This window comes from Martelella sp. AD-3 (genome assembly GCF_001578105.1).
Taxonomy (GTDB): Bacteria; Pseudomonadota; Alphaproteobacteria; order Rhizobiales; family Rhizobiaceae; genus Martelella.
Map to the genome: position 1 here is coordinate 1,098,984 of NZ_CP014275.1, position 24,852 is coordinate 1,123,835.

Below are 24,852 nucleotides of genomic sequence, written 5' to 3' on the forward strand. Positions count from 1 at the left end.
GAGACGAACATGGCCGAAGCAGGCACGCACACCGCTCACGACGACGACCATAAGCCCGGCTTTTTCGCCCGCTGGTTCCTGTCGACCAATCACAAGGATATCGGCACGCTCTACCTGATCTTCGCCATCTGCGCGGGCATCATCGGGGGCGCGCTCTCTATCGCCATGCGCATGGAGCTGCAGGAGCCCGGCATCCAGATATTCAACGGCCTGGCCTCCATGGTCTACGGAGACGCAGGCGCTGCGGCCGTCGATCAGGGCAAGCACCTCTACAACGTCTTCACCACGGCGCACGGCCTGATCATGATCTTCTTCATGGTGATGCCGGCGATGATCGGCGGTTTCGCCAACTGGATGATCCCGATCATGATCGGCGCGCCGGATATGGCGTTTCCCCGCCTCAACAATATTTCGTTCTGGTTGCTTGTTCCGGCCTTCCTGCTGCTGCTGCTGTCCATGTTCGTGGAAGGGCCGGCGGGGTCCAACGGCGTCGGCGGCGGCTGGACGCTCTACCCGCCCTTCTCGACCACGGGCATGCCGGGGCCGGCAGTGGATCTGGCGATCTTCGCGCTGCACGTGGCGGGCATTTCCTCCATCCTCGGCGCGATCAACTTCATCACCACGATCCTTAACATGCGCGCGCCGGGCATGACGCTGCACAAGATGCCGCTTTTCGCCTGGTCGGTTCTGGTTACCGCCTTCCTGCTGCTTCTGTCGCTGCCGGTTCTGGCGGGCGGCATCACCATGCTGCTGACGGACCGGAACTTCGGCACGACGTTCTTCTCGCCCGACGGCGGCGGCGACCCGATCCTCTACCAGCATCTGTTCTGGTTCTTCGGTCATCCGGAAGTCTACATCCTGATCCTGCCGGGCTTCGGCATCATCAGCCACATCATCTCGACCTTCTCGAAGAAGCCGGTCTTCGGCTATCTCGGCATGGCCTATGCCATGGTCGCGATCGGCGCCGTCGGCTTCATCGTCTGGGCGCACCACATGTACACGGTGGGCCTGTCGCTCGACACGCAGCGCTACTTCGTCTTCGCCACCATGGTGATCGCGGTGCCGACGGGCGTGAAGATCTTCTCGTGGATCGCCACCATGTGGGGCGGGTCGATCAGCTTCAGGCCGCCGATGGTCTGGGCAATCGGCTTCATCTTCCTGTTCACCGTCGGCGGCGTGACCGGGGTGCAGCTCGCCAATGCCGGGCTCGACCGCTCGCTGCACGACACCTATTACGTGGTCGCGCATTTCCATTACGTGCTGTCGCTCGGCGCGGTGTTCGCGATCTTCGCCGGCTGGTACTACTGGTTCCCGAAGATTACCGGCTACATGTATAATGAGCGCGTCGCACATATCCATTTCTGGGTCATGTTTGTCGGTGTGAACCTCGTGTTCTTCCCGCAGCACTTCCTCGGTCTTTCGGGCATGCCGCGCCGCTATATCGACTATCCGGACGCCTTTGCCGGCTGGAATGCGGTTTCGTCCTACGGCTCCTATATCTCGGCCATCGGGGTTCTCATTTTCCTCTACGGCATCTATGAGGCCTTTGCGAAAAAGCGGGTGGCTGGCGACAATCCCTGGGGTCCGGGCGCAACCACGCTCGAATGGCAGCTTTCCTCGCCGCCGCCCTACCACCAGTGGTCGGAACTGCCGCGCGTGCGCTGAGTTGCGCCACTGAAACGCATTGAAGGCCGCGCGCCGACCTGGGGCGCGCGGGCTTTCACAAACAACGAGACTGAGCACAGAATGACAGTACTGGACAGCGAGACCGGCCTGGGACATGCCGATATCGGCCTATCGGAGGCGACGGCGCGCGATTACTTCGCGCTTTTGAAGCCGCGGGTGATGTCGCTGGTGGTGTTTACGGCCTTTGCCGGACTGTTCCTGGCGCCCGGCCCGATCAACCCGGTCATGGGCGCGATCGCGATTCTCTGCATCGCCACCGGAGCAGGGGCCGCCGGCGCGCTCAACATGTGGTATGATTCCGATATCGATGCCGTCATGTCGCGCACGGCCAGGCGTCCCATCCCTGCCGGCCGCGTGGCCCGTCAGGAGGCGCTTGCCTTCGGCATCGCGCTGTCGTGCTTTTCCGTCGCCACGCTCGGCCTTGCGGTCAACTGGTTTGCCGCCGGACTGCTGGCGTTCACGATTCTGTACTACGCCGTCTTCTACACGATGTGGCTGAAGCGTTCGACGCCGCAGAACATCGTCATCGGCGGGGCAGCGGGCGCTTTCCCGCCCATGGTTGGCTGGGCGGCCGTCACAGGCGGCATCTCGCTCGACAGCATCATCCTGTTCTCCATCACCTTCCTGTGGACGCCGCCGCATTTCTGGGCGCTGGCGCTGTTCAAGATGCGCGATTATGACGATGTCGGCATTCCGATGATGCCGAATGTCGCCGGCGAGCAATCGACCAAGAACCAGATGCTGGCCTATGCCGCGCTGACGGCGATTGCCGGCGTCGCGCCCGCTCTGACGGGCCTCGCGAGCCCGTTCTATGCTGTCTTTGCCGGGGGGATGGGCGCTTATTTCATCTACGCCGCGCTGAAGGTGCGGGCGATGCCCGAGGGCGACGAGCGCATGCTGCCGGCGAAGAAGATGTTCGGCTTCTCGATCCTCTATCTGTTTTCGATCTTCGCCGCGCTGATTGTCGATCGCGCCGTCTTCATGCTTGTCGGCTGAGGGCGCCATGATCGAGACAGTCAAGCTTACAGAGAAGCAGAAGAAGGCCCGGCGGGGGCGCAACATCGCGCTCGGCCTGCTTCTGTTCGGCCTGGTGGTGCTGTTCTACGTCATCACCATGGTCAAGTTCGGTTCGGCCTGAGGAGAGGGAAGGCATGACGGAGGAGACAAGACAGAAACCGCGCAACAACGGCGCCATCGTTGCGATGTGCCTCGTCTTCGTCGTCGGCATGACAGGCATGAGCTTTGCCGCCGTGCCGCTCTACCGGATTTTCTGCCAGGTGACCGGCTATAACGGCACGGCCCAGCGCGTCGAGCAATATTCGAACACCATTCTCGACAAGACCATCAAGGTCACCTTCGACGCCAATGTCGCGCCGGGCCTCGCCTGGGAGTTCAAGCCGATGCAGTCCTCCGTGTCGCCGAAGATCGGCGAGACGGTGCAGGTCATGTTTACGGCGCGCAACAAGTCGAGCGAACCGATCAACGGTCAGGCGATCTTCAACGTGACGCCGCTGCAGGCCGGCGCCTATTTCAACAAGGTCGAGTGCTTCTGTTTCACCGATACGACGCTGCCGCCCGGAGAGACGCTGGAAATGCCGGTGGTGTTCTTCATCGATCCGGCGATCACGGAGGCCGAGGAGACCAGGGACATCAAGGTGCTGACCCTGTCCTATACATTTTTCGAGCATGATCTGCCTGCCGCTTCCGAAGCTGCGGCACTGGAGGTAAAGGCTGCCGGTTCAAAGAGTTGACCGGCCGGCGTGAATTGCGGATTGTCATCTGCGGGGATTGATTAACGCAGCGAATTCGGCCCTTATGCTGCGTGGGAGAGGAAACGGGGACCATCAATGGCGGAAACGCAACACAAAAACCACGACTACCACATCATCGACCCGAGCCCCTGGCCGCTGGTCGCCTCGATCGGCGTTTTCCTGATGGCCTTTGGCGGCGTCGGCTACATGCGCTATCTGAGCGGCGGGTCGTTCACCATGTTCGGGCTCAATCTGGCGCAGCCATGGCTGTTCCTGATCGGTCTGGTCGTCGTTCTCTACGTTCTGCACGGCTGGTGGTCGGATACGATCAAGGAGGGGCAGGAGGGGCATCATACGCCGGTCGTCTCGCTGCATCTGCGTTACGGCATGATCATGTTCATCGCGTCCGAGGTGATGTTCTTCGTGGCGTGGTTCTGGGCGTTCTTCGATGCGAGCCTGTTTACCGGAGAGGCGATCCAGGCCTCCCGCGTCGAGGCAACAGGGGGTACGTGGCCGCCTGAAGGCATCGCCGTTGTCGATCCCTGGCACTTCCCGCTCTACAACACGGTCATCCTGCTCCTGTCCGGCACGACGCTGACCTGGGCGCATCACGCGCTGTTGCATGGTGACCGCAAGGGGCTGATTCAGGGGCTGACGCTGACGGTGGTGCTCGGCCTGCTGTTCACCGGCGTTCAGGCCTACGAATATTACGAGGCGCCGTTCGCCTTCAAGAATTCGATCTACGGCGCGACTTTCTTCATGGCGACCGGGTTTCACGGCTTTCACGTCATCGTCGGCACGATCTTCCTGATCGTCTGTCTGGTGCGCGCCGCGCGCGGCGCCTTCACGCCGGAGCGGCATTTCGGGCTCGAAGCGGCGGCGTGGTACTGGCACTTCGTCGACGTCGTCTGGCTGTTTCTGTTCTTCACGATCTATATCTGGGGCGGCTGGGGCGCGCCCCTTGCCGAAACCGGGCATTGAGCCTAGATTTGCGGCCGCCGCCTCTCTTGATGCGGCGGCCGGTTTTTTGTGAGGCACCGTCATCGATATCCATGAGGAAAAGACCGCTTCGGGCGGGCGCTATTTCGCCAATGTCGACGGCCACGAAGCCGAGATGACCTATTCGCGCGCATCTGCGAAGCTCGTTATCATCGACCACACCGGCGTGCCCGATGCGCTGCGCGGCAAGGGCGTCGGTCAGGCACTCGCCGAACATGCCGTCAATGCGGCGCGCCAGGGCGGCTGGAAAATTGTACCCCTCTGCCCCTTCTTCAAGGCGCTCAGTATCCGCCATGGAGAGTGGCGGGATGTCATTCAGTAAGAGGCGCCGCGCCGGTCTCGTTGCGGGGCGAACCGTTCCATGTCAAATCACGACCACACTCGGAAACCCGCAGGCATGATCCTGCCGGGCCTTGCCGGCCGTTGCCCGCGCTGCGGCAAGGGAAAGCTGTTCGACGGTTTCCTGACGCTGAAGCCGGAATGCGAGAACTGCGGGCTCGACTATGACTTTGCCGATTCCGGCGACGGGCCGGCCGTCTTCGTGATGTTCGCCGTCGGCTTTCTGGTGATCGCGCTGGTGCTCTGGACGGAGATCACCTATTCGCCGCCGCTCTGGGTGCATGCCGTCATCTGGGTGCCGGTGACGATCGCGCTGTCGCTCGGCGCGCTCAGAGCCTTCAAGGGCGTGCTGATCGGCCTGCAATACCGTCACAGCGCCGCGGAAGGCGTGATCGATCGTACCGATGATGCCTGAGCGTCGTCTTTCGCCCTTCGGCATTTTTGGGCTAGCGCTGGCGCTTTTTGCCTTCACTGCGCTGATCCTGCTTGGCAACTGGCAGGTCCGCCGGCTCCACTGGAAGGAGGCGCTTCTGGCGACCGTCGAGGCGCGTCTTGCGGCGTCTCCGGTTCCGCTTGCCGAGATCGAGACGATGGCGGCGGAGGGCGCGGATATCCGCTACCGCCCCGTTACCGTGCGCGGCGCATTCGAGCATGACCGCGAGCGACACTATTTTGCGACCTTTGAGGGGCTGTCCGGCTATTACGTCTACACGCCGCTCAGGCTCGAGGACGGGCGCATGGTCTTCGTCAACCGGGGCTTTGTGCCCTTCGACCGGAAGGAGGCTGCTACGCGGGCCGAAGGCCAGGTGGAGGGCCCCGTCACCATAACCGGCCTTGCGCGCGAGCGCCTTTCGGGAAAGCCGTCCTTTCTTGTTCCCGAGAACGATCTGTCGAAAAACATCTTCTACTGGAAGGACCTTGATGCCATGGCGGCTTCCGCCGGGCTTGACGGAGAAACGGTGTTGCCCTTCTTCATCGACGCCGGTGATGCGGGAAATCCCGGCGGTCTGCCGGTCGGCGGCGTCACCCGCATTTCCTTTCCCAACAATCATCTGCAATACGCCGTCACCTGGTACGGTCTGGCGGCGGTGCTTGCCGTCGGCGTCGGCATACTGGTGATCAGGAGGCGCCGCCACCGTGATTGACCTCCTGGCACCCGGCCTCAGGATCGTGTTCTGCGGAACCGCCAAGGGCACGATCTCGGCCCGCACCGGTTCTTTTTACGCCAACCCGTCAAACCGCTTCTATCGCACCCTGCACGAGACGGGCCTGACGCCCGAGCGGATCGATCCGGCGGACTTTCGCCGGCTGCTCGACTACGGCATCGGGCTGACGGACCTCAACCAGGTCGAGAGCGGCATGGATCGGGTGTTGTCTGCGAAGCATTTCGACCTTCAGGGCTTTCGCGAAAAGATGCTGCGCTGCCGGCCGAAACTCGTGGCCTTCACCAGCCTGACGGCAGCGCGGATATTCTTTGCGGACAGGACGATCGGCTGCGGTCCGCTGGAAACCGGCATCGGCGATATCCCCGTTGTCGCGCTGCCGTCCACGTCCGGCGCCAACGCGCATTGGACAAGGGACCGTCATCATTGGTATCAGGTGCAGACGTTGATTTGCCGCGCCGAAAACCCATCTTGGGGCGAAGAGCAGAAGGCGACGGAATGACAGATACGAAAGAGCCCGACATGACCAGGAGCCCACTCACCATCCGTCTGTGCGGTCCGCGCGGCTTCTGCGCGGGCGTCGACCGCGCGATCCAGATCGTGGTTCTGGCGCTGAAACGCTATGGCGCGCCGGTCTATGTCCGCCACGAGATCGTCCACAATCGTTACGTGGTCGAGGGGCTGGAGGCCATGGGCGCGATTTTTGTCGAGGAACTTGACGAAATCCCGGCCGAACACCGAAAACAGCCCGTGGTGTTTTCCGCCCATGGCGTGCCGAAATCCGTGCCGGCAGACGCCGAAAGCCGCAATCTCTTCTATCTCGACGCCACCTGCCCCCTGGTTTCCAAGGTGCACAAGCAGGCCATGCGCCATGAACGGCTCGGCCGCCATGTGGTGCTGATCGGCCATGCCGGGCACCCGGAGGTCATCGGCACGATGGGGCAATTGCCGCAAGGGGCCGTGTCGCTCGTCGAGACGGTGGAGGACGCGGAAAAATACGAACCCGCCGACCCGGACAATCTCGGCTATGTCACCCAGACGACGCTGTCGGTTCAGGACACGGCGGAGGTCATCGCCAAATTGCGGGAGCGCTTCCCGAACCTCACCGCGCCATCGGCCGATTCGATCTGCTATGCGACGACCAACCGGCAAGAGGCCGTCTCCGCAGCCGCTCCGGGCTGCGACCTCTTCATCATCGTCGGCGCGCCGAATTCGTCGAATTCCAAGCGCCTTGTCGAGGTCGCAAGCCGCGCCGGCGCGAAACGCGCCATGCTGGTGCAGCGCGCCTCGGAACTCGATTTCGATGCGATCGGCGAGATCGGAACGCTCGGCATCTCGGCCGGCGCTTCAGCGCCGGAAGTGATCGTCAACGAGATCATCGAAGCCTTCCGCGACCGTTTCGACGCGACGGTCGAGCTTGCCGAAACGGCGATCGAGAACGAGCATTTTCTGGTGAACCGGGAACTGCGCGATGTCGAGCTGACGGTCGAGGATATGGCCTTCGTCAACGGGCGGTAGGCGGATCGGCCTCGCAGTTCTTATCGTGTTTGCTTGACAGCGACGCGGCCATCGTGAAAACCAGCAGCAGGTTTTCCATCGGGGATTTGCATTGGCCGTCTACACCGACATCAACGAGGTCGAACTGAAGGATTTCCTTCAGGCCTACGACTGCGGCACGCTCCTGTCCTTCAAGGGCATTGCCGAGGGCGTCGAGAACTCGAACTTCCTGCTGCACACGGACCGGTTTTCGCTGATCCTGACGCTTTACGAAAAACGGGTCGATGAAAACGACCTGCCGTTCTATCTCGGGCTGATGCAGCATCTGGCCGAGCGGGGCCTGTCCTGCCCGTTGCCGCTTGAACGCTCGGACGGCGCGCTTTATGGGCGGCTCTGCGGCCGGCCGGCGGCGCTGATCTCGTTCCTGGAGGGCATGTGGCTCAGGAAATCCGAGGCGCGCCACTGCCGCGAGCTGGGCGCGGCGCTTGCCCGCATGCACATCGCCGGCAAGGATTTTGCGATCCGCCGCGAGAACGCGCTGTCGCTGAAAGGCTGGGTCGATCTGTGGGACAAGTCCGCCGTCCGCGCCGACGAGGTCCAGCGGGGGCTTGAAAGCGAAATCACCGACGAGCTGGCGCTGCTCGAGGATCGCTGGCCGGTGGACCTGCCCGACGGCGTCATTCACGCCGATCTTTTTCCCGACAACGTGTTCTTCATTGGCGATACGCTCTCGGGCCTGATCGACTTCTATTTCGCCTGCAATGATTTCCTTGCCTATGACCTGGCAATCTGCCTCAATGCCTGGTGTTTCGAAAAGGACGGCGCCTTCAATGTCACCAAGGCGCGGGCGCTGATCGAGGGCTATCAGAGCGTGCGGCCGCTGAGTGCCGCCGAGATCGAGGCCTTGCCGCTGCTGGCGCGCGGCTCGGCGCTGCGCTTCTTCCTGACCCGGCTCTATGACTGGCTTACGACGCCGGAGGGCGCTCTGGTGGTCAAGAAGGATCCGCTGGAATATCTGCGCTATCTGCGCTTCCACCGCTCGGTCAGGAGCGCACGCGAATACGGGCTGTCGTGAACATGAAAACGATCGAGATCTTCACCGACGGGGCCTGTTCGGGCAATCCCGGACCGGGCGGCTGGGGCGCGGTGCTGCGTTACGGCGAGAAGGAACGCGAGCTTTCGGGCGGAGAGCGGCTCACGACCAACAACCGCATGGAGCTGATGGCGGCGATCGAGGCGCTGAAAGCGCTGAAGGAGCCTTGCGCGGTGTCGCTTTATACCGATAGCGTCTATCTGAAGGACGGCATCGGCAAATGGATTCACGGCTGGAAGAAGAACGGCTGGAAGACGGCGGCGAAAAAGCCGGTGAAGAATGTCGAACTCTGGCAGGCGCTGGAAGAGCAGCGCAACCGCCATGACGTGACCCTCTTCTGGGTGAAGGGCCATGCCGGCCACGCGGAAAACGAGCGCGCCGATGAACTGGCGCGCCTGGGGATGGAACCATATAAAAAGGGTCGGTGAAGGCGTAGGCCAGGCCGCCATTCTGGAGGAAATTCATGATCTTGCATTGCGTATTCATTCGATTTCGGCAGGAGGTCACGGCTTCCGAAAAGGAGGCCATCTATGCCGGCATCGCCGCGCTGAAGGACGTCATAGGTGGGATCGTCGATGTGAAGGGCGGGCCGAACGTTTCGCCCGAAGGCCTCGACAGCGGCTATGCCGACGGTTTCGCCGTCACCTTTGAGGACGCCTCCGCGCGCGACGCCTATCTCGACCATCCCGACCACAGGGCGGTGGGCGAAAAGATCCTCGCCGCCGCCGCCGGCGGCCAGTCGGGCATTCTCGTCTTCGACATGAAGATCTGAAAGAGCTCAGGCCATCAGGCGGACAAGCAGACGGCCGAAGGGCAAGAGCGCGATGCGCCATGAAAGCCTGAACAGGCGAAAGCCGAAATAGGCCGCCCCCGCCAGCCAGACGGCAAAGGACGTGGTCCAGCCTGCCGCGGTCAGCAAAAGCCCGGAGAGGGTGACAGCGCCGGAGCCCAGCAGAAACACGACGGCGCGGAAACGCTTGCCAACACGCGCCGAAAGCTTGCCGAACTTGGTGAGGTCGGCCGGCGTGTCCGCGACCTTGAGCATGTCGGTTCCCGCCCGCAACCCCTGCTTGGTCATCACCGTGCCGACATTGGCGGCGGCATCCTGCATGCGCAGCAGCGGCTTGGCGTTGAGCGAGGCGGAAAGCGCCCGGCTTGCCGCCGGCACATTGCCGCGCTTGAGCAGGGGAACGGCCGTGCGCAAGGCGGGCGCGTTCACGGCCTGGCGCGAGAGGCGGGTGAAGGAACGGCGCAGCGGCGCCGTCAGCGCCCCGGCCTTGCCGGCGGCCTTCAAGGCGCTTGTGCCGACCTTCGCCGTGGTCGCCGAACCCGCCGAGAGGATCACCGCGCCGGTGATCGCGATGCCCGCGACGGAAATGCCGAGAATGAAGGGATCGTAGTCCTCGCCGGAGAGGTAGGCGCCGCCTTCTATGATGATGTCGCGAACGTCGCCGACCGTTGTGAGATCGGTTGCGACCGCGCCGATCAGGCCCGCCGCGCTGTCGGGGCGGCCGGTCAGCGCCCCCTCGAACATATCCGAGAGCCGGTTGCCGAGGCTGTTTTCGTTGAAGACGGCGACCTCGGTGCGATCGCGCAATGCGCCGTCGATCGGAACGCCGCGGCTGTCGGCGAGCGCCAGCACGCTTCCCGCAAGGTCCGGGTCGTCATCCGCAAGCGCTTCGAGGATCGCCACCTCGTATTCCGAGGGGGCAAGCCGGTCCAGACGGTAATCGGTGATCGCAACCGGATCGTCATGCGCCGCAAGCAGCCGCACGGCGTCCATGCCGTTCGGAACGACGAAGGGTGTCGCGGCCACAAGGGCGGCAGCAATGAGGATCGTGCCGATCGAGCGGAGGGGTTTCAGGACTTCACGCTTCATCACACTCGGATCCGGCTGTCGCATTTCCGACCGACGCCCCTAAAAAGAGAGACATCCCGATCATTGCAGCCTTGTGCGGCGGAAAGCAAGCGGTCGGGCGCTCAGCGGAGCGCGTGGCGCGTTTAAGGCCATGAGGGCCGGGCCGTCGAACGAGCGGCCCGGCGGACAAGCTTCAAAGCTGGCTCAGAATGGTGGCCGCCGCGGAAACCGTGGCCTCGCCGGAGTCGTCCTCGACATTGAGTTCTTCGACGACGCCGTCCTTCACCAGCATGGAATAGCGCTTGGAGCGCGTGCCGAGTCCGGCTCCGGAAAGATCGAGCTCCATGCCGAGCGCCTTGGCAAAGGCGCCATCGGGGTCGGCCAGATAGCGGATCTTGCCTTCGCCGCCCGTCGCCTTGGCCCAGCCGCCCATGACGAAGGGATCGTTGACGGCAATGACGGCGATCTCGTCAACGCCGCGCGAGAGGATCGCGTCCCGGTTCTCCAGATAGGTCGGCAGGTGGTTGATGGAACAGGTGGGCGTGAAGGCGCCCGGCACGGCAAACAGCACGATCCGCTTCGATTTGAAGAATTCGTCGCTTGCGACCTTCTCCGGCCCGTTCTCCGTCAGTTCCATGAAGGTGGCTGACGGCAGACTGTCTCCCTTGGCAATCGACATTTTTGAAATCCTCTTTGCGTGTGTTGAAAAAGCGCAATAAGGACTTAGGGTGGCGCGGGCGCGATGACAAGCGGCGTTTCCATGGCCCGGTCGCCGGTTTTCGCTAGAAGAAGCCAGTCGCCCTTCTCCGGATCGGCATCCTCGGGCAGGGCGGACAGGGGGATGTCGACGAGATATTGCCCGTTTTCCATCCGCCCGGCAGGCGCCTCGACTATATAGCCAAGTCTGTTGGCAAGGGTGATCTCGTCACCGGTGCCGGGGTCGGGAAGCGTGAGGGCAAGCCTGAGGCCGTCAGCGCTGAGAGAGGCCTCGTCGACCCGGAAATCCGCCGACGGCCTCTCGGGCAGCGTCGTACGGGCAACGGCCAGAATGGCCTTGTCGACCGGCGTTTCCTCAAATGCCGCGGCCCGGGCCGGAATGTCGAAACTGGCCTGGAAGGGAATACAGATATCCTTGCAGAGCCCCACAAAGGCGGTAACGGTGAGGGACGGGAGCGGGCCGGGCGCGACCTTCAGCGTGAGCGGAAAGGTCACCGGGCCGTCATAGCCCATGTCGGTCACGTCCGCGATCTTCAGGCGCTTGGGCACGGGGTATTCGATCGCCTCGAGCCGCGCGGGCCCCGTACCGGTCACGGTGATCTGCGGCGGGATGCCGCTCTCGCCCGGTTCACGCCAATAGGTGATGAAGCCGGGATCCGGCTCGATCTGCAGCGCGGCCTCGATCGTGCCGTCATCCGTTGGCGGCGTGAGGATGACGCGCATGCGTCCGCCGGTATCCTCAGCCCAGGGCGTTGCGGCAGCGAAAGACATCCGCGCCGTGCCGGCAAGAGCAAACGCCGCGATGGCGGCAACGACGAAGTGGCGGGTCAAAGGTCTCATGGCGAGACACTTAGCGCAGGCGCGGGCCTCCCGCCACGCTTCTCATCGCCTTTTCGGACAATTTGATTTGAACATCGCGTGACCTTGCCCCATGTTGAACCTATGCCTAGGATGAATTTCGAAAGCGGCGCGGACACTTTGCTGGAGGCCGATGTGTTTGACAACCTGATGACGGAGCGTGAACGCGGCCCATTCGACGGCCAGTTCCTGATCGCCATGCCGCAGCTTGCGGAAAGCGATTTCGAACGCAGCGTGATCTATATCTGCGCCCATTCCGAGGATGGCGCGATGGGGTTCGTCATCAATCGCGCCCAATCCGTCACCTTTCCCGAAGTGCTGGAACAGCTCAAGCTGATGGATGAGAATGCCCCGGATGTCTCCGCCCCCGGCATCGGCGATTTTCCCGTTCTCTGCGGCGGACCGGTGGAACCCGGCCGCGGCTTCGTCCTGCATTCCGACGACTACGCCGGCGACGGCAGCATTCCCATCACCGATGAGCTGTTCATGACCGGCACGCTCGACGTCCTGCGCTCGGTTGCCGCGGGAAAGGGGCCGGAAAGGGCGGTTCTGGTTCTCGGCTATGCCGGCTGGGCGCCTGGCCAGCTTGAGAGCGAGATTGCCAATAATGACTGGCTGACCTGTCCCGCAATCGAGGAATTGCTGTTCGATCGCGATCTGGATGGCAAATATGAGCGCGCGCTCTTTTCGATGGGGGTTCGCCCATCCTCGCTCTCTTCCACGATCGGGCATGCCTGAAACAAAATGACGGCATTTCCGTTTACAGGACGCTGACGGCCGTCGATCGTGGCGGCCGCAATTGCGAGGCCATGATGAAGATTTTCGAATGCGACCATTGCGGTCAGACCGTCTATTTCGACAACGAGGTTTGCGTCGCCTGCGGCCACCGGCTGGGCTTCGACCCGCAGAGCGTTGCCATGTATGCTCTCAAGCCGGTCGATTCCGTCAACTGGCACAAGGCCGACGAGACGCGGCGCCAGTTCCGCTTTTGTCAGAACGCCGGGTTCAATGTCTGCAACTGGCTTCTGCCCGAAGGCAGCGACGAGCCGTTCTGTCCGTCCTGCCGGCACAACAACCTGGTCCCGGACACCGGCACGGACACCGGTCTTGCGCGGTTCGGCAGGATCGTGGCGGCCGAGCGCCATCTTTTCTATTCGCTCTTGCGCTGGAACGTCGAGACGCCGACCAAGGCCGAGGATCCGGAAGGCGGCCTCGTCTTCGACTTTCTCGAGGATACGGTCGACCAGAACGGCAATCTCCAGCCGGCCATGACCGGCCACGAGAACGGCCTCATCTCACTGAGGGTCGCCGAGGCCGACGACGTCACCCGCGAGATCGCGCGCCAGCAGATGAACGAACCCTACCGGACGCTGCTCGGTCACTTCCGTCATGAGGTCGGGCATTACGTCTGGGACAGGCTGGTGCGCGACGGCGGTAGGCTTGAGGAATTCCGCTCGGCCTTCGGAGACGAGCGGGACGACTACCAGGCCGCGCTGCAGCGCCACTACGAGAACGGGCCGCCTGCCGGCTGGCCGGAGAATTACGTCAGCGCCTATGCCGCCACCCATCCCTGGGAAGATTTTGCCGAGAGCTTTGCCCATGCGCTGCATATCGTCGATACGCTGGAAACGGCGCGCGAATTCGGCCTTCTGGCGAACGATACCTGGCTAGCGCCGCTTGGCGATCCCTATCGTTGCGCAAGCGGAAAGCGGCTTGCGGATGCCTGGGTGCCGCTGACGCTGGCGATGAACGCCATCCACAAATCCATGGGTCAGCGGGATTTCTATCCCTTCGTCCTGACCCCCGAAATCATCCGCAAGCTCGATTTCGTCCTCGCCCTTCTGGTTCGACAGAAGAATGAGGAGCGCGTCTGAGCGCCGGCGGCGCTCACGCTTCCTTGGCGGCGGCGGCGACTTCCTTGAGCAGGCGCAATGCTGTCGGCGCTGCGACCGATGCGCCGTAGAGCGGGCCGCTGGCATAGGCGCAGCCCGCATCGGCAAGCGCCTGCGCGTCGACCTCGCTGCCGACATCCGTCACGCCGACGGCGGTGCCGAGCCGTGAGGCCAGTTCGACAAAGGCCTTGACGACATCCGTCTGGGTCTCATTGTTCTGCTTGAAGACGGCATTGTCCACATAGGTTGCGTCGAAGCGGAAGCCTTTGAGCAGGGTGAGCGAGCCGTGCCCGTTGCCGAAGCCGGAAAGCGTCACGCCGGCGCCGATCGTGCGCAGATATTGCAGCGCGAGCTTCGCCTGTTCCGGCGCTTTCTGGACAACGTCTTCGGGAATGGAGAAGACCACTTGTCGCGGCGCGTTTTCGGACTGGCGCACGAGGCTTTCCAGTTCGATCAACGTGCTGGTTCTCAGCATCTCCGTGCAGTTGAGCTCGATCGAGACGAAGGGGCGAACCTTGGGCAGCGTCTGCTGCCAGCCGGCGAGGTCTTCAAGCGCCTGGCGCACGGTATAAAGCACCAGTTCAGCCGAGCGTTCCGCCTCGCGGCTGATCTCGAAGATCTCGCCTGTGGAGATCTCTCCCCGCTGGGGATGCTTCCAGCTCAACACGCAGGCGAAACCGGCCACCTTGTGGCTGTCGAGCCGCATGACCGGACGGTAGAAGACCGACATTTCCTTGCGGTCGATGGCGCGTCCGAGATCGGCCTCGACGCGCTTGCGCTCGTCGTCGAGCATGCGCAGCGCCGGGCGGTATGTCTCCACCGAATTGCCGCCCATGCGCTTGGCGCGCAGCATGGCTAGTCGCGCATCCTCCAGGAAGGTTTCGGCGGAACCGGGCGTATCGTGCCAGGAGGCGATGCCGATCGAGGCGGTCAGGGCGATCTCGCGGTTTTCGAAGGTGATCGGCACATCGATGGCGGCGACCAGGGCATCGGCGAATTCGGCAACCGCGTCGGGCTCCGTCTGCGACTGCAGCACGATGGCGAAGGCATTGCCCGAAAGCCGCGTCAGCGTGTCTTCCGGCTTCAGCAGCCGCTGGATGCGGCGCGTCAGGGCGATAAGGATATTGTCACCGGCGGCAAAGCCCAGCGTCTCGTTGATGTCGCTGAATCGGTCGATGTCGGCGACAATCAGCGTCGGCCGCATATGCGGCGACGTCTTTGACAGCGCGACCAGATAACTCAGCCGGTCGATGAGGATCGTGTGGTTGGGAAGACCGGTGAGGTTGTCGACGACGGCATCCTGCAGCAGGCGCTGGGTGCTGACCTTCTGGTCGGTCTGGTCGGTGATCGTGCCGACGCAGCGGATCACTTCGCCGTCCGTCGAAAGCACCGGCCGCGCGCGGATCAGCATCCAGTGGTAGTGACCGTCATTGGCGCGGATGCGGAATTCGAGTTTCAGCCGGCCGCGCCGCCATTCGAGGAAGAGGTCGAGGGTCGAGCGGAAACGGTCGCGGTCTCCGGGGTGCAGATATTGCAGCCAGGAGCGGGCCGGACCGTTGAGCGTGCCGGCGGGAAAACCGAGCTTGGGCGCGAAGTCCGGTTCCGTGACGATCCGGTCGCGTCCCACGTCCCAGTCCCATACCGTCGCTTCCGTGCCGAGCAGGGCGAGCGCCTGGCGCTCCAGATCCGAAAACAGGCCGGGCTGATAGGCGCCGCCGGCAAAGGAATGCTGGATGACGGTGAAGCCGAGCAGCAACACGATCAGCACGAGGCCGCCGTCGAGCGCCGGCTGGACGATGTCGTTGTCGATACGGCCGGTGGCCGTCATCCAGGCGGCAAACAGCCAGGCGACGATCAGCGCCCAGGCCGGCATCAGCAGGATCGCCCGGTCATACCGGCGGAGGCTGAGATAGACCATCAGCACGACCCCGGCGAGCACCGTGGAGGCAAAGGAGATGCGGGCGATGCCGGCGGCGGCCGGGGGGTCGAACAGCGCCAGGCCGAAAAGCGCCATCAGCAGCACGCCCCAGGCCGCGGCCGCATAGCCGAGCTGGGCATGCCAGCGCGCAAGGTTCAGATAGGTGAACAGGAACACCACCAGGCTGAAGGCGATCGCCACGTCGGCGCTGGCGCGCCAGATGCGCAGGTCGCCGGGCGAGAGCGGGATCAGCTGGTTGAGGAAGCTGAAATCGATCGCCACATAGAGCAGGACCGACCAGGCCAGCATTGCCGTCGCCGGCAGCACGGAGGTTCCCTTGACCACGAACAGGATGCTGAGGAACACCGCCAGCAGGCCGGCAATGCCCAGCACGACGCCGTGGTAGAGCGTGAAGGCGTTTTCCGTATCCTTGTAGGCATCCGGTTGCCAGAGATAGAGCTGCGGCAGGTCCGCCGTGTCGAGTTCGGCGACGAAGGTGATCACAGCGCCGGGATTGAGCGTGATCGAGAACACGTCGGCATCGTCGCTTGTCACCCGGTTGAGCGCGAAACCCTCCGACGGCGTGATCGCCGCGATCCGCGAGGAGCCGAGGTCCGGCCAGAACATGCCCGAGCCGGGCAGGCGGAAATGCGGGGCGACGATCAGGCGATCAAGCTGCTCGTCGGAAATATTTGCGAGCGAGAAGACGGCCCAGTCGCCGGGATGCTCGGCGTTGCCGGAACGCACCTCGATACGGCGGCGGATGCCGTTGGCATCGGGCACCGTGGAGATCTGCAGCACGCTGCCTTCATTGGGGTAGAGGTCGACATGGTTGGTCAGGTCGATCGCGACATCGCCGCGTGAAACCTCGACGGGCTCGAGCGCCAGCGCCGGGATGGCGGCGGAGAAGACCGCCATGGCCAGTGCGATGATGGCGAGGGCCTGACGGCCGAGCCGGCGGAGATGTGCGGGCATTCGCATCTTCGGTCTTCAATTCCCTTTGGCGTCGTGATCATCTTTGAGCAGGGCATAGAGATGATGATCCTGCCATTGGCCGTTGATGCGAAGGTATTTTTGCAAATGCCCCTCCTTGGTGAAGCCTGCCTTTTGCAGGAGCGAAGCGCTGCGATTGTTTGAGGGGATACAGGCGGCCTCGATGCGGTGCAACCTCAACTCATGAAAGATATAGGGAATTACGGCCTGAAGTGCGGCAAACATATGGCCCTTGCCGGCATAGGGCTCGCCCATCCAGTAGCCCAGCATGCACATTTGCGCGACGCCGCGGCGGATGAGGCCGATGGTGATGCCGCCGACAAGCGTGTCGGTCTCCCTGAGGAAGATGAACAGCTGAATGCTGCTGCCCTCGTCGAATTCCCGGTTCAGCCTCGTTATGCGCCTGCGGAAGGCCCGCTCGGTCATTTCATCGACGTTCCAGAGGGGTTCCCATGGCTGAAGGAAAGAACGGCTGCGGATGCGCAGCTGCCGCCAGGCCTGATAGTCGGAAACACGCGGCAGGCGCAGAACATGCGTGTCCGAGCGGATGGCAAACCGGCGCCGCCTCAGGGCGTCAGGCGCGGCGAAGAAGGCGAACAACTGACTGTCTCCGCTCAAGCGGCCCGGCGCCGCCTATCAGGACGATCTTCGGTTCCATCCCTGTCATCGCGCGTTCAGACGCCCGCACCGGCGGCCTTCTTCTCCTCGAACGAAAGGCCGTCGACGATGTCCTGAAGCGGCGCCAGCTGCTCGATCGGGCCGACGGCGGAAAGCGTCGGGCGGGCATTGTAGAAGGCGCGACCGGCCAGGTCGGTCAGCCTCTTCGGCGTGATGTTCTCGATTCGCATCATCATCTCCTCGTTCGGGATCGGACGGCCCCAGAGCATGACCTGACGCGCGATCTGGCCGGCGCGGGCGGCAGCGCTTTCCTGGCCCATCAGAAGCTGGGCGCGGATCTGCGCCCGGGCACGCTCGATCTCCGTGGGGTCGACCCTTTCGGCGGCCTCGCGCAGTTCGTTGATGATGACGGGGACGAGTTCGGGCAACTGGTCGCCGCCGGTTGCCGCATGCACGGCAAAGACGCCGGAATCCGAAAAGCCCCAGTGGAAGGCGTAGACCGAATAGCAGAGCCCGCGGATCTCGCGCACTTCCTGGAAGAGCCGCGACGACATGCCGCCGCCGAGCACATTCGCGAGAATCTGCGAGCAGTAGAAATCCTGGGCATGGTAGGCCGGGCCTTCAAAGCCGAGAATGACCTGCGCGTCGGAGAGCGTGCGCATCTCGCGCGCCTCGCCGCCCGTGTAGCTGGCGGGCTCGACGAGCGGCGGCGTGGCGGGCTTTTGCGGCAGGGCCGCGAAGCGGTCGGCGACGAGGCGCGCAAAGGCGTCGTGGTCGACCGCGCCGGTCGCCACGATATAGATCCGGTCGGTGGTGTAGTTGCGGGCAAGGTAGCGACGGATATCGTCCGGCGTGAAACCCATCACCGTTTCGGCGGTTCCCAGGATCGGTCGACCGATCATCTGGTCGCGATAGGCCGCGCCCGCAAAATTGTCGAACACCACGTCGTCCGGAATGTCGCTTGCCGCGCCGATCTCCTGCATGATGACGTTCTTCTCGCGCGCAAGCTCCTCTTCGTCGAAGGCGGAATTGGTGAGGATGTCCGCGAGGATATCGACGGCGAGCGGCAGATGGTCCTTCAGGACGCGCGCATAGTAGGAGGTCGTCTCCGTCGAAGTTGCGGCATTGACTTCGCCGCCGACATTTTCGATCTCCTCGGCGATCTGGCGCGCGGTCCTGCGCTTTGTGCCCTTGAAGGCCATGTGCTCGAGAAGGTGGGCGATGCCGTGTTCGTTCGCGAATTCGTTGCGCGAGCCGGACTTGATCCATGTCCCGATGGCCACGCTCTCGATATGGGGCATGTTCTGGGTGACGACGGTCAGCCCGGACGGCAGCCGGGTGTACTCTACTGTCATGCGATCCTGCTTCCTATCGTTGGCTTCCAGTGCTCAGTCCGTTGCGAACGAACGCTTCCACCGTATCGAGATCGGGGGGAAGGACACTGAAACGCTCCTCCTTGTCCATCATTCCAGCAAGCCACGCCGGAAGCGCGGGGTCAATACCGCTGGCCGATTTTACGGCCGCAGGGAATTTGGCCGGATGGGCCGTGGCGAGGACAACCATGGGGTTTGAAGCCTGGTGGGAACGGGCGACCGACATGGCGACCGCCGTGTGCGGATCGATCAGGACGCCGGTATCCGAAAGCGTGCGGGCAATTTCGGCGGCGGCCTCCTGCTGGTCCGTGCGCCCGGCGGCAAAGACGGCGCGGATGCGTTCAAGCGCTTCCTCCTCGATATCGAAGGCGCCGGACTGCTTGAGGCTCGCCATGGCGCGGCGGACATAGCCGGCGTCGCGTCCGCTTGCCTCGAACAGGAGGCGTTCGAAATTGGAGGAGATCTGGATGTCCATGGAGGGCGAGGTTGTTGCCTCGACTCCGCGCATCTCGTAGCGCCCGGTCTCGAGCGTACGGGCGAGGATGTCGTTCTCGTTGGTGGCGATTACCAGCCGGCCGACGGGAAGGCCCATCTGCCGGGCGACATAGCCGGCGAAAATGTCGCCGAAATTGCCGGTGGGAACCGTGAAGTCGATCGCACGATCCGGCGCGCCGAGCGAAATGCCGGCAGTGAAATAATAGACCACCTGCGCCATGATCCGCGCCCAGTTGATCGAGTTGACGCCGGAGAGCCTGACCTCTTTGCGGAAGCCGGGGTCGGCGAACATCGCCTTGACCAGGTTCTGGCAGTCGTCGAAATGCCCCTCGACGGCGATCGCGTGAACATTGGCGGCGCCGAGCGTGGTCATCTGCCGCTGCTGCACCGGCGAAACCTTGCCGTGCGGGAAGAGGATGAAGATGTCGGTGCGCGTGCTGGCCGCAAAGGCATCGATCGCTGCGCCGCCGGTATCGCCCGAGGTTGCGCCGACGATCGTGGCGCGCTGCCCACGTTGTTCGAGCGCGTAATCCATCAGCCGCGCCAGAAGCTGCATGGCGACGTCCTTGAAGGCGAGCGTCGAGCCGTGGAACAGTTCGAGCGTGAAGCGGTTGGCGTCGCTCTGGACGAGCGGCGTCACGGCCGGGTGGCGGAAGGTGGCATAGGCCCCCTCGATCATCGCCTCGAGGCGGTCATCGGGAATTTCGCCGCCGATGAAGGGCTTGATGATGGCAAAGGCGATGTCCTGATAGGATTTCCCCCGAAGCGCGCGGATCTCGTCGGCCGTCATTTTCGGCCATTCGCGCGACAGGTAGAGGCCGCCGTCGGTTGCAAGTCCTGCGAGAAGCGCGTCCGAGAAGCCGAGGGTGGGGGCGTCGCCCCGCGTCGAAATATAGTCCACGCAAAGCCCCTTTATGCTTGCCAGGTTCCTGAAAATGTCTAGCTTGTGGCACGCTTTGGCCTTACCGGTTATCTCGGCAAGGCGTCTTTCATGCCTCGTGCCTGCGGGTCATGCCAGACAGTCGAATTCTTGCGTTCGCGCTGATATAGAACAAAGCCGGAGGGCTTGAAAAGCCCTTGAGAGAGGAAAGGAATACTCGCCGTGTCATTTCGCACCACCCGCCGCCTGGCCGCCGTCGTGGCCCTTTCCGGCCTTGCGGCCTGCTCCACGGCCACGCCCGAACCGGAGCCTCAGCCCGCCCAGCCAATCACGCCGGGCGTCAATCTGACGGCGCTTTCGCGCATCTGCCCCAAGGCGATGCTGGATGATGACCAGGCCTTTGATCGCGTCTATTCGCCGGCCGGTTCAACGTCGGCTGAAAATCTCGTCTATCAGGTCTCGCTTGCCGAATACACGCGCACCTGCACCGTCGCGCCGACGGGAGACCAGCTCCTGCTGCAGGTCGCCGTCGCCGGCCGCCTGATCGGCGGACCGAAGGCAAGGCCGGGCACATACAAGGTGCCCGTGCGCGTCGAGGTGGTCGACGGCGACGTGGCGCTCTACGACAAGGTCACCGTCCAGGAGGTTGAACTGCCGGCCGAGGGGCTCTCGACGCAGTTCCTGTTCAGGGCGAACGATCTGCCGGTGCCGGTGACCGCCGGGGAAAATACCCGAGTCAGGCTCGGCATCGACTGATTGCCTTGAGGGGTGGGGACGCCGTCAGACGGCGTCCGACCATTCCAGCAGCGCGGTTGCGACCGCCGGCAGGTCTTCCATGCGGTGAATGACGGTCTCGGCCCCGGCCTCTGACAGCTTGTCGGCGTGAGTCGGTCCGGTGTGCGAGGCGCCGGTAAAGCCGACGACGCGCATGCCGGCGGCCTTCGCGCCGGTGACGCCGTGAACGGAATCCTCGATCACCAGCGTGTTCCCGGGCCGCGCGCCCAACTTTTCCGCCCCATGAAGGAAGACGTCCGGCTTGGGCTTGACCCGGTCGGGCCCGAGGCTTTCGGCGGAAAAGATGTTCGGCTCGAACAGGTCGATATAGCCGACCTTGGTCAGCATCGCCTTGATGCGGTCTTCCGTCGAATTGGAACAGACGCAGCGCGGCTCGGAAAGCTGGGCCACAGCCTCGCGCACGCCCTCGATGGCCTGCAGCTCGCGCTTCAGCCGCTCGTCAAGGATGGTCTTGTGCTGCTCTATCAGGTTGGCCTGCAGCGGGATTTCGGCTTCCTTCTCCACGGTCAGCAGGATGTCGCGCCAGGTCAGGCCGGAAAAACGTTCGCCGATCTCGCCGGCGGTGATCGGGTATCCGGCCTCGCTCAACAGTCTTGATTCCACCTGGGCGGCGAGAAATTCCGAATCGACGAGAACGCCGTCGCAATCGAATATGATGAGGTCAAATCGGCTCATTGAGAAATCCTGTGGTCATTTCGGTCTTGGGCGCGTCACAATAGCACGCCGGAGATAGGGTCTGGGAGCGGTGAGATCAAATTCACGATGGCCGCAAACCGGGATGGCGGGCCAAAAACCCCTCGATCAGGGTCTGCAGCGTGGCGGAGAAGAGCGGCATGCCGCCCGTGCGCCAGCCGAGCGCATTGAGCCGGCCGGTGGCCATGACGCTGACCTGATCATGGTCGGCGCGCGCGGGCAGGGGATGGGGGGCGGCGAGCGCGGCCTTCAGCGGCGCCAGAATGGTGTGGTTGTCGATCACGATGTCGGAAACGTGGAGCGCCTTGCCAGAGACCTTGGGAATGTGGGCGCCGAGCACGGCGAGCACGGCGCCGGCGAGATCGCGGCCATTGATCTCGCTTCCCGCACGCGGCGTAATCGTCCTGCCAGCCAGATAATCCGCGAACAGGCTCTCCCATTTGTTCGGATAGAGGTTTCCGTAAATTCCGGTCGCCCTGAGGCTGACGGGCACGAAACCGGGTGCGGCAAGCGCAAAAAGCGCTTTCTCCGCTTCCAGCTTGGCCTTGCCGTATAGGCTTTCCGGATTGGGCGCGAGCGTTTCTGCAAGCGGCGTGCCGGCGGGATAGCCGTCGAAAACGGCGCGGCTCGAGAGGAACACGCAGTGCTTTACGCCCGCCTTCCGCGCGGCCTCGAACAAGGCGATGGACCCATCGACATTCAGCCCGAGAAAGCCCGCCGGATCGTCGCCCTCGCCGCCGCGATAGCGCCCCGGCAGATGGGAAAACGCGGCATGGACGAAGCCGTCGATCCCGTTGAAGAAGGCTTCGGGGACGTTCTTTTCCGCAAGGTCGAGCGGCCTGAAGCCGACGGCCGGGGAAAACAGCCGGTCGGCCGGGGGCCTGCGTCCCGCGACGGTCACCTTGTGGCCGGCCGCAAGGCATTCCTCCACGATGTAGCGGCCGGCCAAGCCGGTGCCGCCGCTGACGAGAAGATGTTTCATGCCGTTTTTTTCGGGTTCTCGAGCGATGCGATGTCGGGGATCCGGTCGCCGTCGAAATAGGCCCACCACAGTTCGATCAATGGTTTCAGTTGCTCGGCGCGGGGATGATCTTCCTCCCAGGGCTTCTCATACTGGAAGTGCAGCACGCCGATATCGGACCAGTTCCAGAGTTCCGGCATGTTGAACCAGACATATTGCAGCATGTTCATGAAAACGGGCAGGCCGTGCCAGTCGGGGAAAAAGGTCTGCAGGAAGGTCTGGTCGGTGCGCCGCCAGAAGGCGTCCGGCGCATCGAGCGCTTCAATCATCGCGTCGAAGGTCGCAAGGTCGGGCCGGGCGACGAAGACACCGGAATTCAGCCGGTGGAAGTCGGCGAGGCTCTCGTAGACATTCGGCGCTGCTGAAAATTCCGGATAGAAGAACAGCTTGTCGATGTTTTTCAGGACGATGGCATCGGCATCGATGAACACGACGGCGTGATACTCGACCAGTTGCCAGAGCCTCAGCTTGCAGAAATTGTCGAGCGGCGTGTGGAAGTCCGGCTTGCGGCCCTTGGTGAAGGGGGCATTGCCATGCACTTCGCGCCGCGCATGGCGGGCGTTGAAGGCGTCCGAAAGGGGCAGGTGATCGACGCCGATCATCCGGCAGCCGATATCCTCGAGCTGCTTCAGGCTCTCCTCGGGCGTTCCGCCTGTATAAAGAACCACGACATCCGCCGGCGAGCCGGTCAGGAAGACCGAGCGCGCCAGCGCAAGCGCGCCCATGGCATAATCGGCATTGGTGACGAGCGTGACGTAGGCGAACGGGGCCTTGGCGTCCGCGCTGCGGCGGACGCCTTCATTTGAGGGATCGGGCATCAATTCACGAAACCGATTTCAGCGACTTGCCTTCGGGATCGCGGTTGATCTTGGTGGCAATGTCCTTGGTCCAGGCGGAAACGGCCGGAACGCGCTTGCGGTCGACGCGGTAGGCGTATTTCTTCGCAATGTCGACGATTTCCTCCAGAAGCCCTTCCTTCAGCGTCGTCGGGTTGAGGCCAAGCGAGAGGAACTTGTCGTTCCTGACGATCAGGTCGTTTTCCGGCGCTTCCTTGCGCGGATTGGGCAGCCAGGCAATCTCGGTGCCGGACATTTCGGAAATCATCTTGGCCAGATCGCGGACCCGGTGGGTTTCCGTCATCTGGTTGAAGATCTCGACGCGGGCATTCTTTTCCGGCGGGTTGTTGAGCGCAAGCTCGATGCAGCGCACCGAATCCTGAATGTGGATGAAGGCGCGTGTCTGGCCGCCGACGCCGTGGACGGTCAGCGGGTAGCCGATCGCCGCCTGAATGAGGAAGCGGTTCAGCACCGTGCCGTAGTCGCCGTCATAGTCGAAGCGGTTGATCAACTGTGGATGGCGCTTGGTCTGCTCTGTGTGCGTGCCCCAGACGATGCCCTGATGCAGGTCGGTGATCCGGAGGCCGTCATTCTTGGCATAGAAGGCGAACAGCAGCTGATCCAGGCACTTGGTCATGTGGTAGATCGAGCCGGGGTTTGAGGGATAGAGGATTTCCTGGCTGACCTTCTCGCCCGTCGTCGCCTCGATATCGACCGGCAGATAGCCTTCCGGGATCGCCGCGCCCACAGTCGAGTAGCCGTAGACGCCCATCGTGCCGAGGTGGATGATATGGGCGTCGAGGTCGATCTCGACGAGGGCGTTCAGGAGATTGTGCGTCGCGCTCACATTGTTGTCGACCGTGTAGTTCTTGTGCCGGTCGGATTTCATCGAATAGGGAGCGGCGCGCTGTTCGGCGAAATGGATGATCGCGTCCGGCTTTTCTGCGGCGAGCCATTTCTTCAGGATCTCGTAGTCCTTGGCCAGATCGATCAGGTGGAAATGAATCCTGCGACCGGTCTCGGCGTGCCAGATGCGGGTGCGCTCCTGGATGGAGTCCATCGGCGTCAGCGACTGGACGCCGAGTTCGGTGTCGATCCAGCGCCGCGACAGGTTGTCGATGATGTGGATTTCGTGTCCGGCATCAGACAGATGCAGCGATGTGGGCCATCCGATGAACCCGTCTCCGCCCATAACCGCAATTTTCATGGAACCACTCCGATCCGTTTTGTCATGCAGTGAAACTCGGTGTTAACCGAAACCAGTATGACATAAATGCAATGTTTTTTTTACGCAATCTCTTCAAATACCGCCGCAGAGACCTTTCCGATCTTGCTTTCGTCATTGCGAAGCCGCCTTGCACTGGACTAGGACACGAC

General features: G+C 63.1%; 27 protein-coding genes. 16 read left to right on the top strand and 11 right to left on the bottom strand.

Annotation, left to right across the window (positions count from 1 at the left end):
- The first annotated feature begins 9 nt into the window (after positions 1-9).
- The 13 genes from ctaD (at position 10) to AZF01_RS05115 (ending at position 9,300) form a co-directional block, all read left to right on the top strand.
- Positions 10-1,665, top strand: a complete 1,656-nt coding sequence (gene ctaD / locus AZF01_RS05060; protein WP_061449639.1) for a cytochrome c oxidase subunit I — start codon at positions 10-12, stop codon at positions 1,663-1,665.
- Between the two features lie 81 nt (positions 1,666-1,746).
- Positions 1,747-2,682 carry a heme o synthase gene (locus AZF01_RS05065; RefSeq protein ID WP_024709224.1) on the top strand — a complete coding sequence of 312 codons (936 nt, stop codon included), beginning with the start codon at positions 1,747-1,749 and terminating at the stop codon, positions 2,680-2,682.
- A 7-nt stretch (positions 2,683-2,689) separates the two neighbouring features.
- A complete protein-coding gene (locus AZF01_RS24620; RefSeq protein ID WP_036237789.1) occupies positions 2,690-2,824 on the top strand; it encodes a hypothetical protein in 135 nt (44 codons plus the stop codon).
- A gap of 13 nt (positions 2,825-2,837) precedes the next feature.
- Positions 2,838-3,437: a cytochrome c oxidase assembly protein gene (locus AZF01_RS05070; protein ID WP_024709226.1), complete on the top strand. Its 600-nt coding sequence runs from the start codon at positions 2,838-2,840 to the stop codon at positions 3,435-3,437.
- A 96-nt stretch (positions 3,438-3,533) separates the two neighbouring features.
- The gene (locus AZF01_RS05075) at positions 3,534-4,418 is read left to right on the top strand and encodes a cytochrome c oxidase subunit 3 (protein ID WP_024709227.1); all 885 of its coding nucleotides are present in this window, start codon (positions 3,534-3,536) and stop codon (positions 4,416-4,418) included.
- A gap of 61 nt (positions 4,419-4,479) precedes the next feature.
- Entirely contained in the window at positions 4,480-4,758 is a 279-nt protein-coding gene (locus AZF01_RS05080) for a GNAT family N-acetyltransferase (protein WP_024709228.1), read from the top strand.
- Positions 4,759-4,797: 39 nt separating this feature from the next.
- A complete protein-coding gene (locus AZF01_RS05085) occupies positions 4,798-5,190 on the top strand; it encodes a DUF983 domain-containing protein (protein WP_024709229.1) in 393 nt (130 codons plus the stop codon).
- Positions 5,183-5,920: an SURF1 family protein gene (locus AZF01_RS05090; protein ID WP_024709230.1), complete on the top strand. Its 738-nt coding sequence runs from the start codon at positions 5,183-5,185 to the stop codon at positions 5,918-5,920. Before AZF01_RS05085 ends, AZF01_RS05090 begins: the two co-directional genes overlap by 8 nt.
- A complete protein-coding gene (locus AZF01_RS05095; RefSeq protein WP_024709231.1) occupies positions 5,913-6,440 on the top strand; it encodes a mismatch-specific DNA-glycosylase in 528 nt (175 codons plus the stop codon). Before AZF01_RS05090 ends, AZF01_RS05095 begins: the two co-directional genes overlap by 8 nt.
- 20 nt (positions 6,441-6,460) lie before the next feature.
- Positions 6,461-7,456: a 4-hydroxy-3-methylbut-2-enyl diphosphate reductase gene (gene ispH / locus AZF01_RS05100; protein WP_024709232.1), complete on the top strand. Its 996-nt coding sequence runs from the start codon at positions 6,461-6,463 to the stop codon at positions 7,454-7,456.
- 91 nt (positions 7,457-7,547) lie between these two features.
- Complete coding sequence (locus AZF01_RS05105) at positions 7,548-8,510, top strand: homoserine kinase (protein WP_024709233.1); 963 nt, start codon at positions 7,548-7,550, stop codon at positions 8,508-8,510.
- Positions 8,511-8,512: 2 nt separating this feature from the next.
- Positions 8,513-8,956 (top strand): ribonuclease HI, encoded by a 444-nt coding sequence (gene rnhA, locus AZF01_RS05110; protein WP_024709234.1) that lies wholly within the window; start codon positions 8,513-8,515, stop codon positions 8,954-8,956.
- Between the two features lie 35 nt (positions 8,957-8,991).
- Positions 8,992-9,300, top strand: a complete 309-nt coding sequence (locus AZF01_RS05115) for a Dabb family protein (RefSeq protein WP_024709235.1) — start codon at positions 8,992-8,994, stop codon at positions 9,298-9,300.
- 6 nt (positions 9,301-9,306) lie between these two features.
- On the opposite strand, the gene AZF01_RS05120 is transcribed toward AZF01_RS05115, so the two are convergent.
- The 3 genes from AZF01_RS05120 to AZF01_RS05130 form a co-directional block, all read right to left on the bottom strand.
- Positions 9,307-10,407 (bottom strand): hypothetical protein, encoded by a 1,101-nt coding sequence (locus tag AZF01_RS05120; RefSeq protein ID WP_061449640.1) that lies wholly within the window; start codon positions 10,405-10,407, stop codon positions 9,307-9,309.
- A 172-nt stretch (positions 10,408-10,579) separates the two neighbouring features.
- Positions 10,580-11,065 carry a peroxiredoxin gene (locus tag AZF01_RS05125; protein ID WP_024707278.1) on the bottom strand — a complete coding sequence of 162 codons (486 nt, stop codon included), beginning with the start codon at positions 11,063-11,065 and terminating at the stop codon, positions 10,580-10,582.
- Positions 11,066-11,109: 44 nt separating this feature from the next.
- The gene (locus tag AZF01_RS05130; protein WP_081725721.1) at positions 11,110-11,943 is read right to left on the bottom strand and encodes a protein-disulfide reductase DsbD domain-containing protein; all 834 of its coding nucleotides are present in this window, start codon (positions 11,941-11,943) and stop codon (positions 11,110-11,112) included.
- A gap of 168 nt (positions 11,944-12,111) precedes the next feature.
- Here AZF01_RS05130 and AZF01_RS05135 point away from each other — a divergent pair, with 168 nt between their 5' ends.
- Both AZF01_RS05135 and AZF01_RS05140 read left to right on the top strand, forming a co-directional pair.
- Entirely contained in the window at positions 12,112-12,699 is a 588-nt protein-coding gene (locus AZF01_RS05135) for a YqgE/AlgH family protein (protein ID WP_024707280.1), read from the top strand.
- A gap of 74 nt (positions 12,700-12,773) precedes the next feature.
- A complete protein-coding gene (locus AZF01_RS05140) occupies positions 12,774-13,835 on the top strand; it encodes a putative zinc-binding metallopeptidase (protein WP_024707281.1) in 1,062 nt (353 codons plus the stop codon).
- A gap of 13 nt (positions 13,836-13,848) precedes the next feature.
- Here the strand turns inward: AZF01_RS05140 and AZF01_RS05145 are convergent, their stop codons facing one another.
- The 4 genes from AZF01_RS05145 to thrC form a co-directional block, all read right to left on the bottom strand.
- Positions 13,849-16,746, bottom strand: coding sequence for an EAL domain-containing protein (locus AZF01_RS05145; protein ID WP_024707282.1), 2,898 nt, complete (start codon positions 16,744-16,746; stop codon positions 13,849-13,851).
- A 15-nt stretch (positions 16,747-16,761) separates the two neighbouring features.
- Complete coding sequence (locus AZF01_RS05150; protein ID WP_024707283.1) at positions 16,762-17,364, bottom strand: GNAT family N-acetyltransferase; 603 nt, start codon at positions 17,362-17,364, stop codon at positions 16,762-16,764.
- A 74-nt stretch (positions 17,365-17,438) separates the two neighbouring features.
- Positions 17,439-18,737 carry a pitrilysin family protein gene (locus tag AZF01_RS05155; RefSeq protein ID WP_024707284.1) on the bottom strand — a complete coding sequence of 433 codons (1,299 nt, stop codon included), beginning with the start codon at positions 18,735-18,737 and terminating at the stop codon, positions 17,439-17,441.
- A 13-nt stretch (positions 18,738-18,750) separates the two neighbouring features.
- The gene (thrC, locus tag AZF01_RS05160) at positions 18,751-20,151 is read right to left on the bottom strand and encodes a threonine synthase (RefSeq protein ID WP_024707285.1); all 1,401 of its coding nucleotides are present in this window, start codon (positions 20,149-20,151) and stop codon (positions 18,751-18,753) included.
- A gap of 201 nt (positions 20,152-20,352) precedes the next feature.
- On the opposite strand from thrC, the gene AZF01_RS05165 reads away from it, so the two are divergent.
- On the top strand, positions 20,353-20,886 hold the full coding sequence (locus AZF01_RS05165) for a hypothetical protein (protein WP_024707286.1): 534 nt from the start codon (positions 20,353-20,355) through the stop codon (positions 20,884-20,886).
- Positions 20,887-20,910: 24 nt separating this feature from the next.
- Here the strand turns inward: AZF01_RS05165 and AZF01_RS05170 are convergent, their stop codons facing one another.
- The 4 genes from AZF01_RS05170 to AZF01_RS05185 form a co-directional block, all read right to left on the bottom strand.
- Complete coding sequence (locus AZF01_RS05170) at positions 20,911-21,600, bottom strand: HAD family phosphatase (protein ID WP_024707287.1); 690 nt, start codon at positions 21,598-21,600, stop codon at positions 20,911-20,913.
- Between the two features lie 82 nt (positions 21,601-21,682).
- A complete protein-coding gene (locus tag AZF01_RS05175; protein WP_024707288.1) occupies positions 21,683-22,600 on the bottom strand; it encodes an NAD(P)-dependent oxidoreductase in 918 nt (305 codons plus the stop codon).
- Positions 22,597-23,457, bottom strand: a complete 861-nt coding sequence (locus AZF01_RS05180; RefSeq protein WP_036236519.1) for a glycosyltransferase — start codon at positions 23,455-23,457, stop codon at positions 22,597-22,599. The genes AZF01_RS05175 and AZF01_RS05180 overlap by 4 nt, the downstream gene beginning before the upstream one ends.
- Positions 23,458-23,461: 4 nt before the next feature.
- On the bottom strand, positions 23,462-24,682 hold the full coding sequence (locus AZF01_RS05185; protein ID WP_024707290.1) for an NAD-dependent epimerase/dehydratase family protein: 1,221 nt from the start codon (positions 24,680-24,682) through the stop codon (positions 23,462-23,464).
- Positions 24,683-24,852 lie beyond the last annotated feature (170 nt).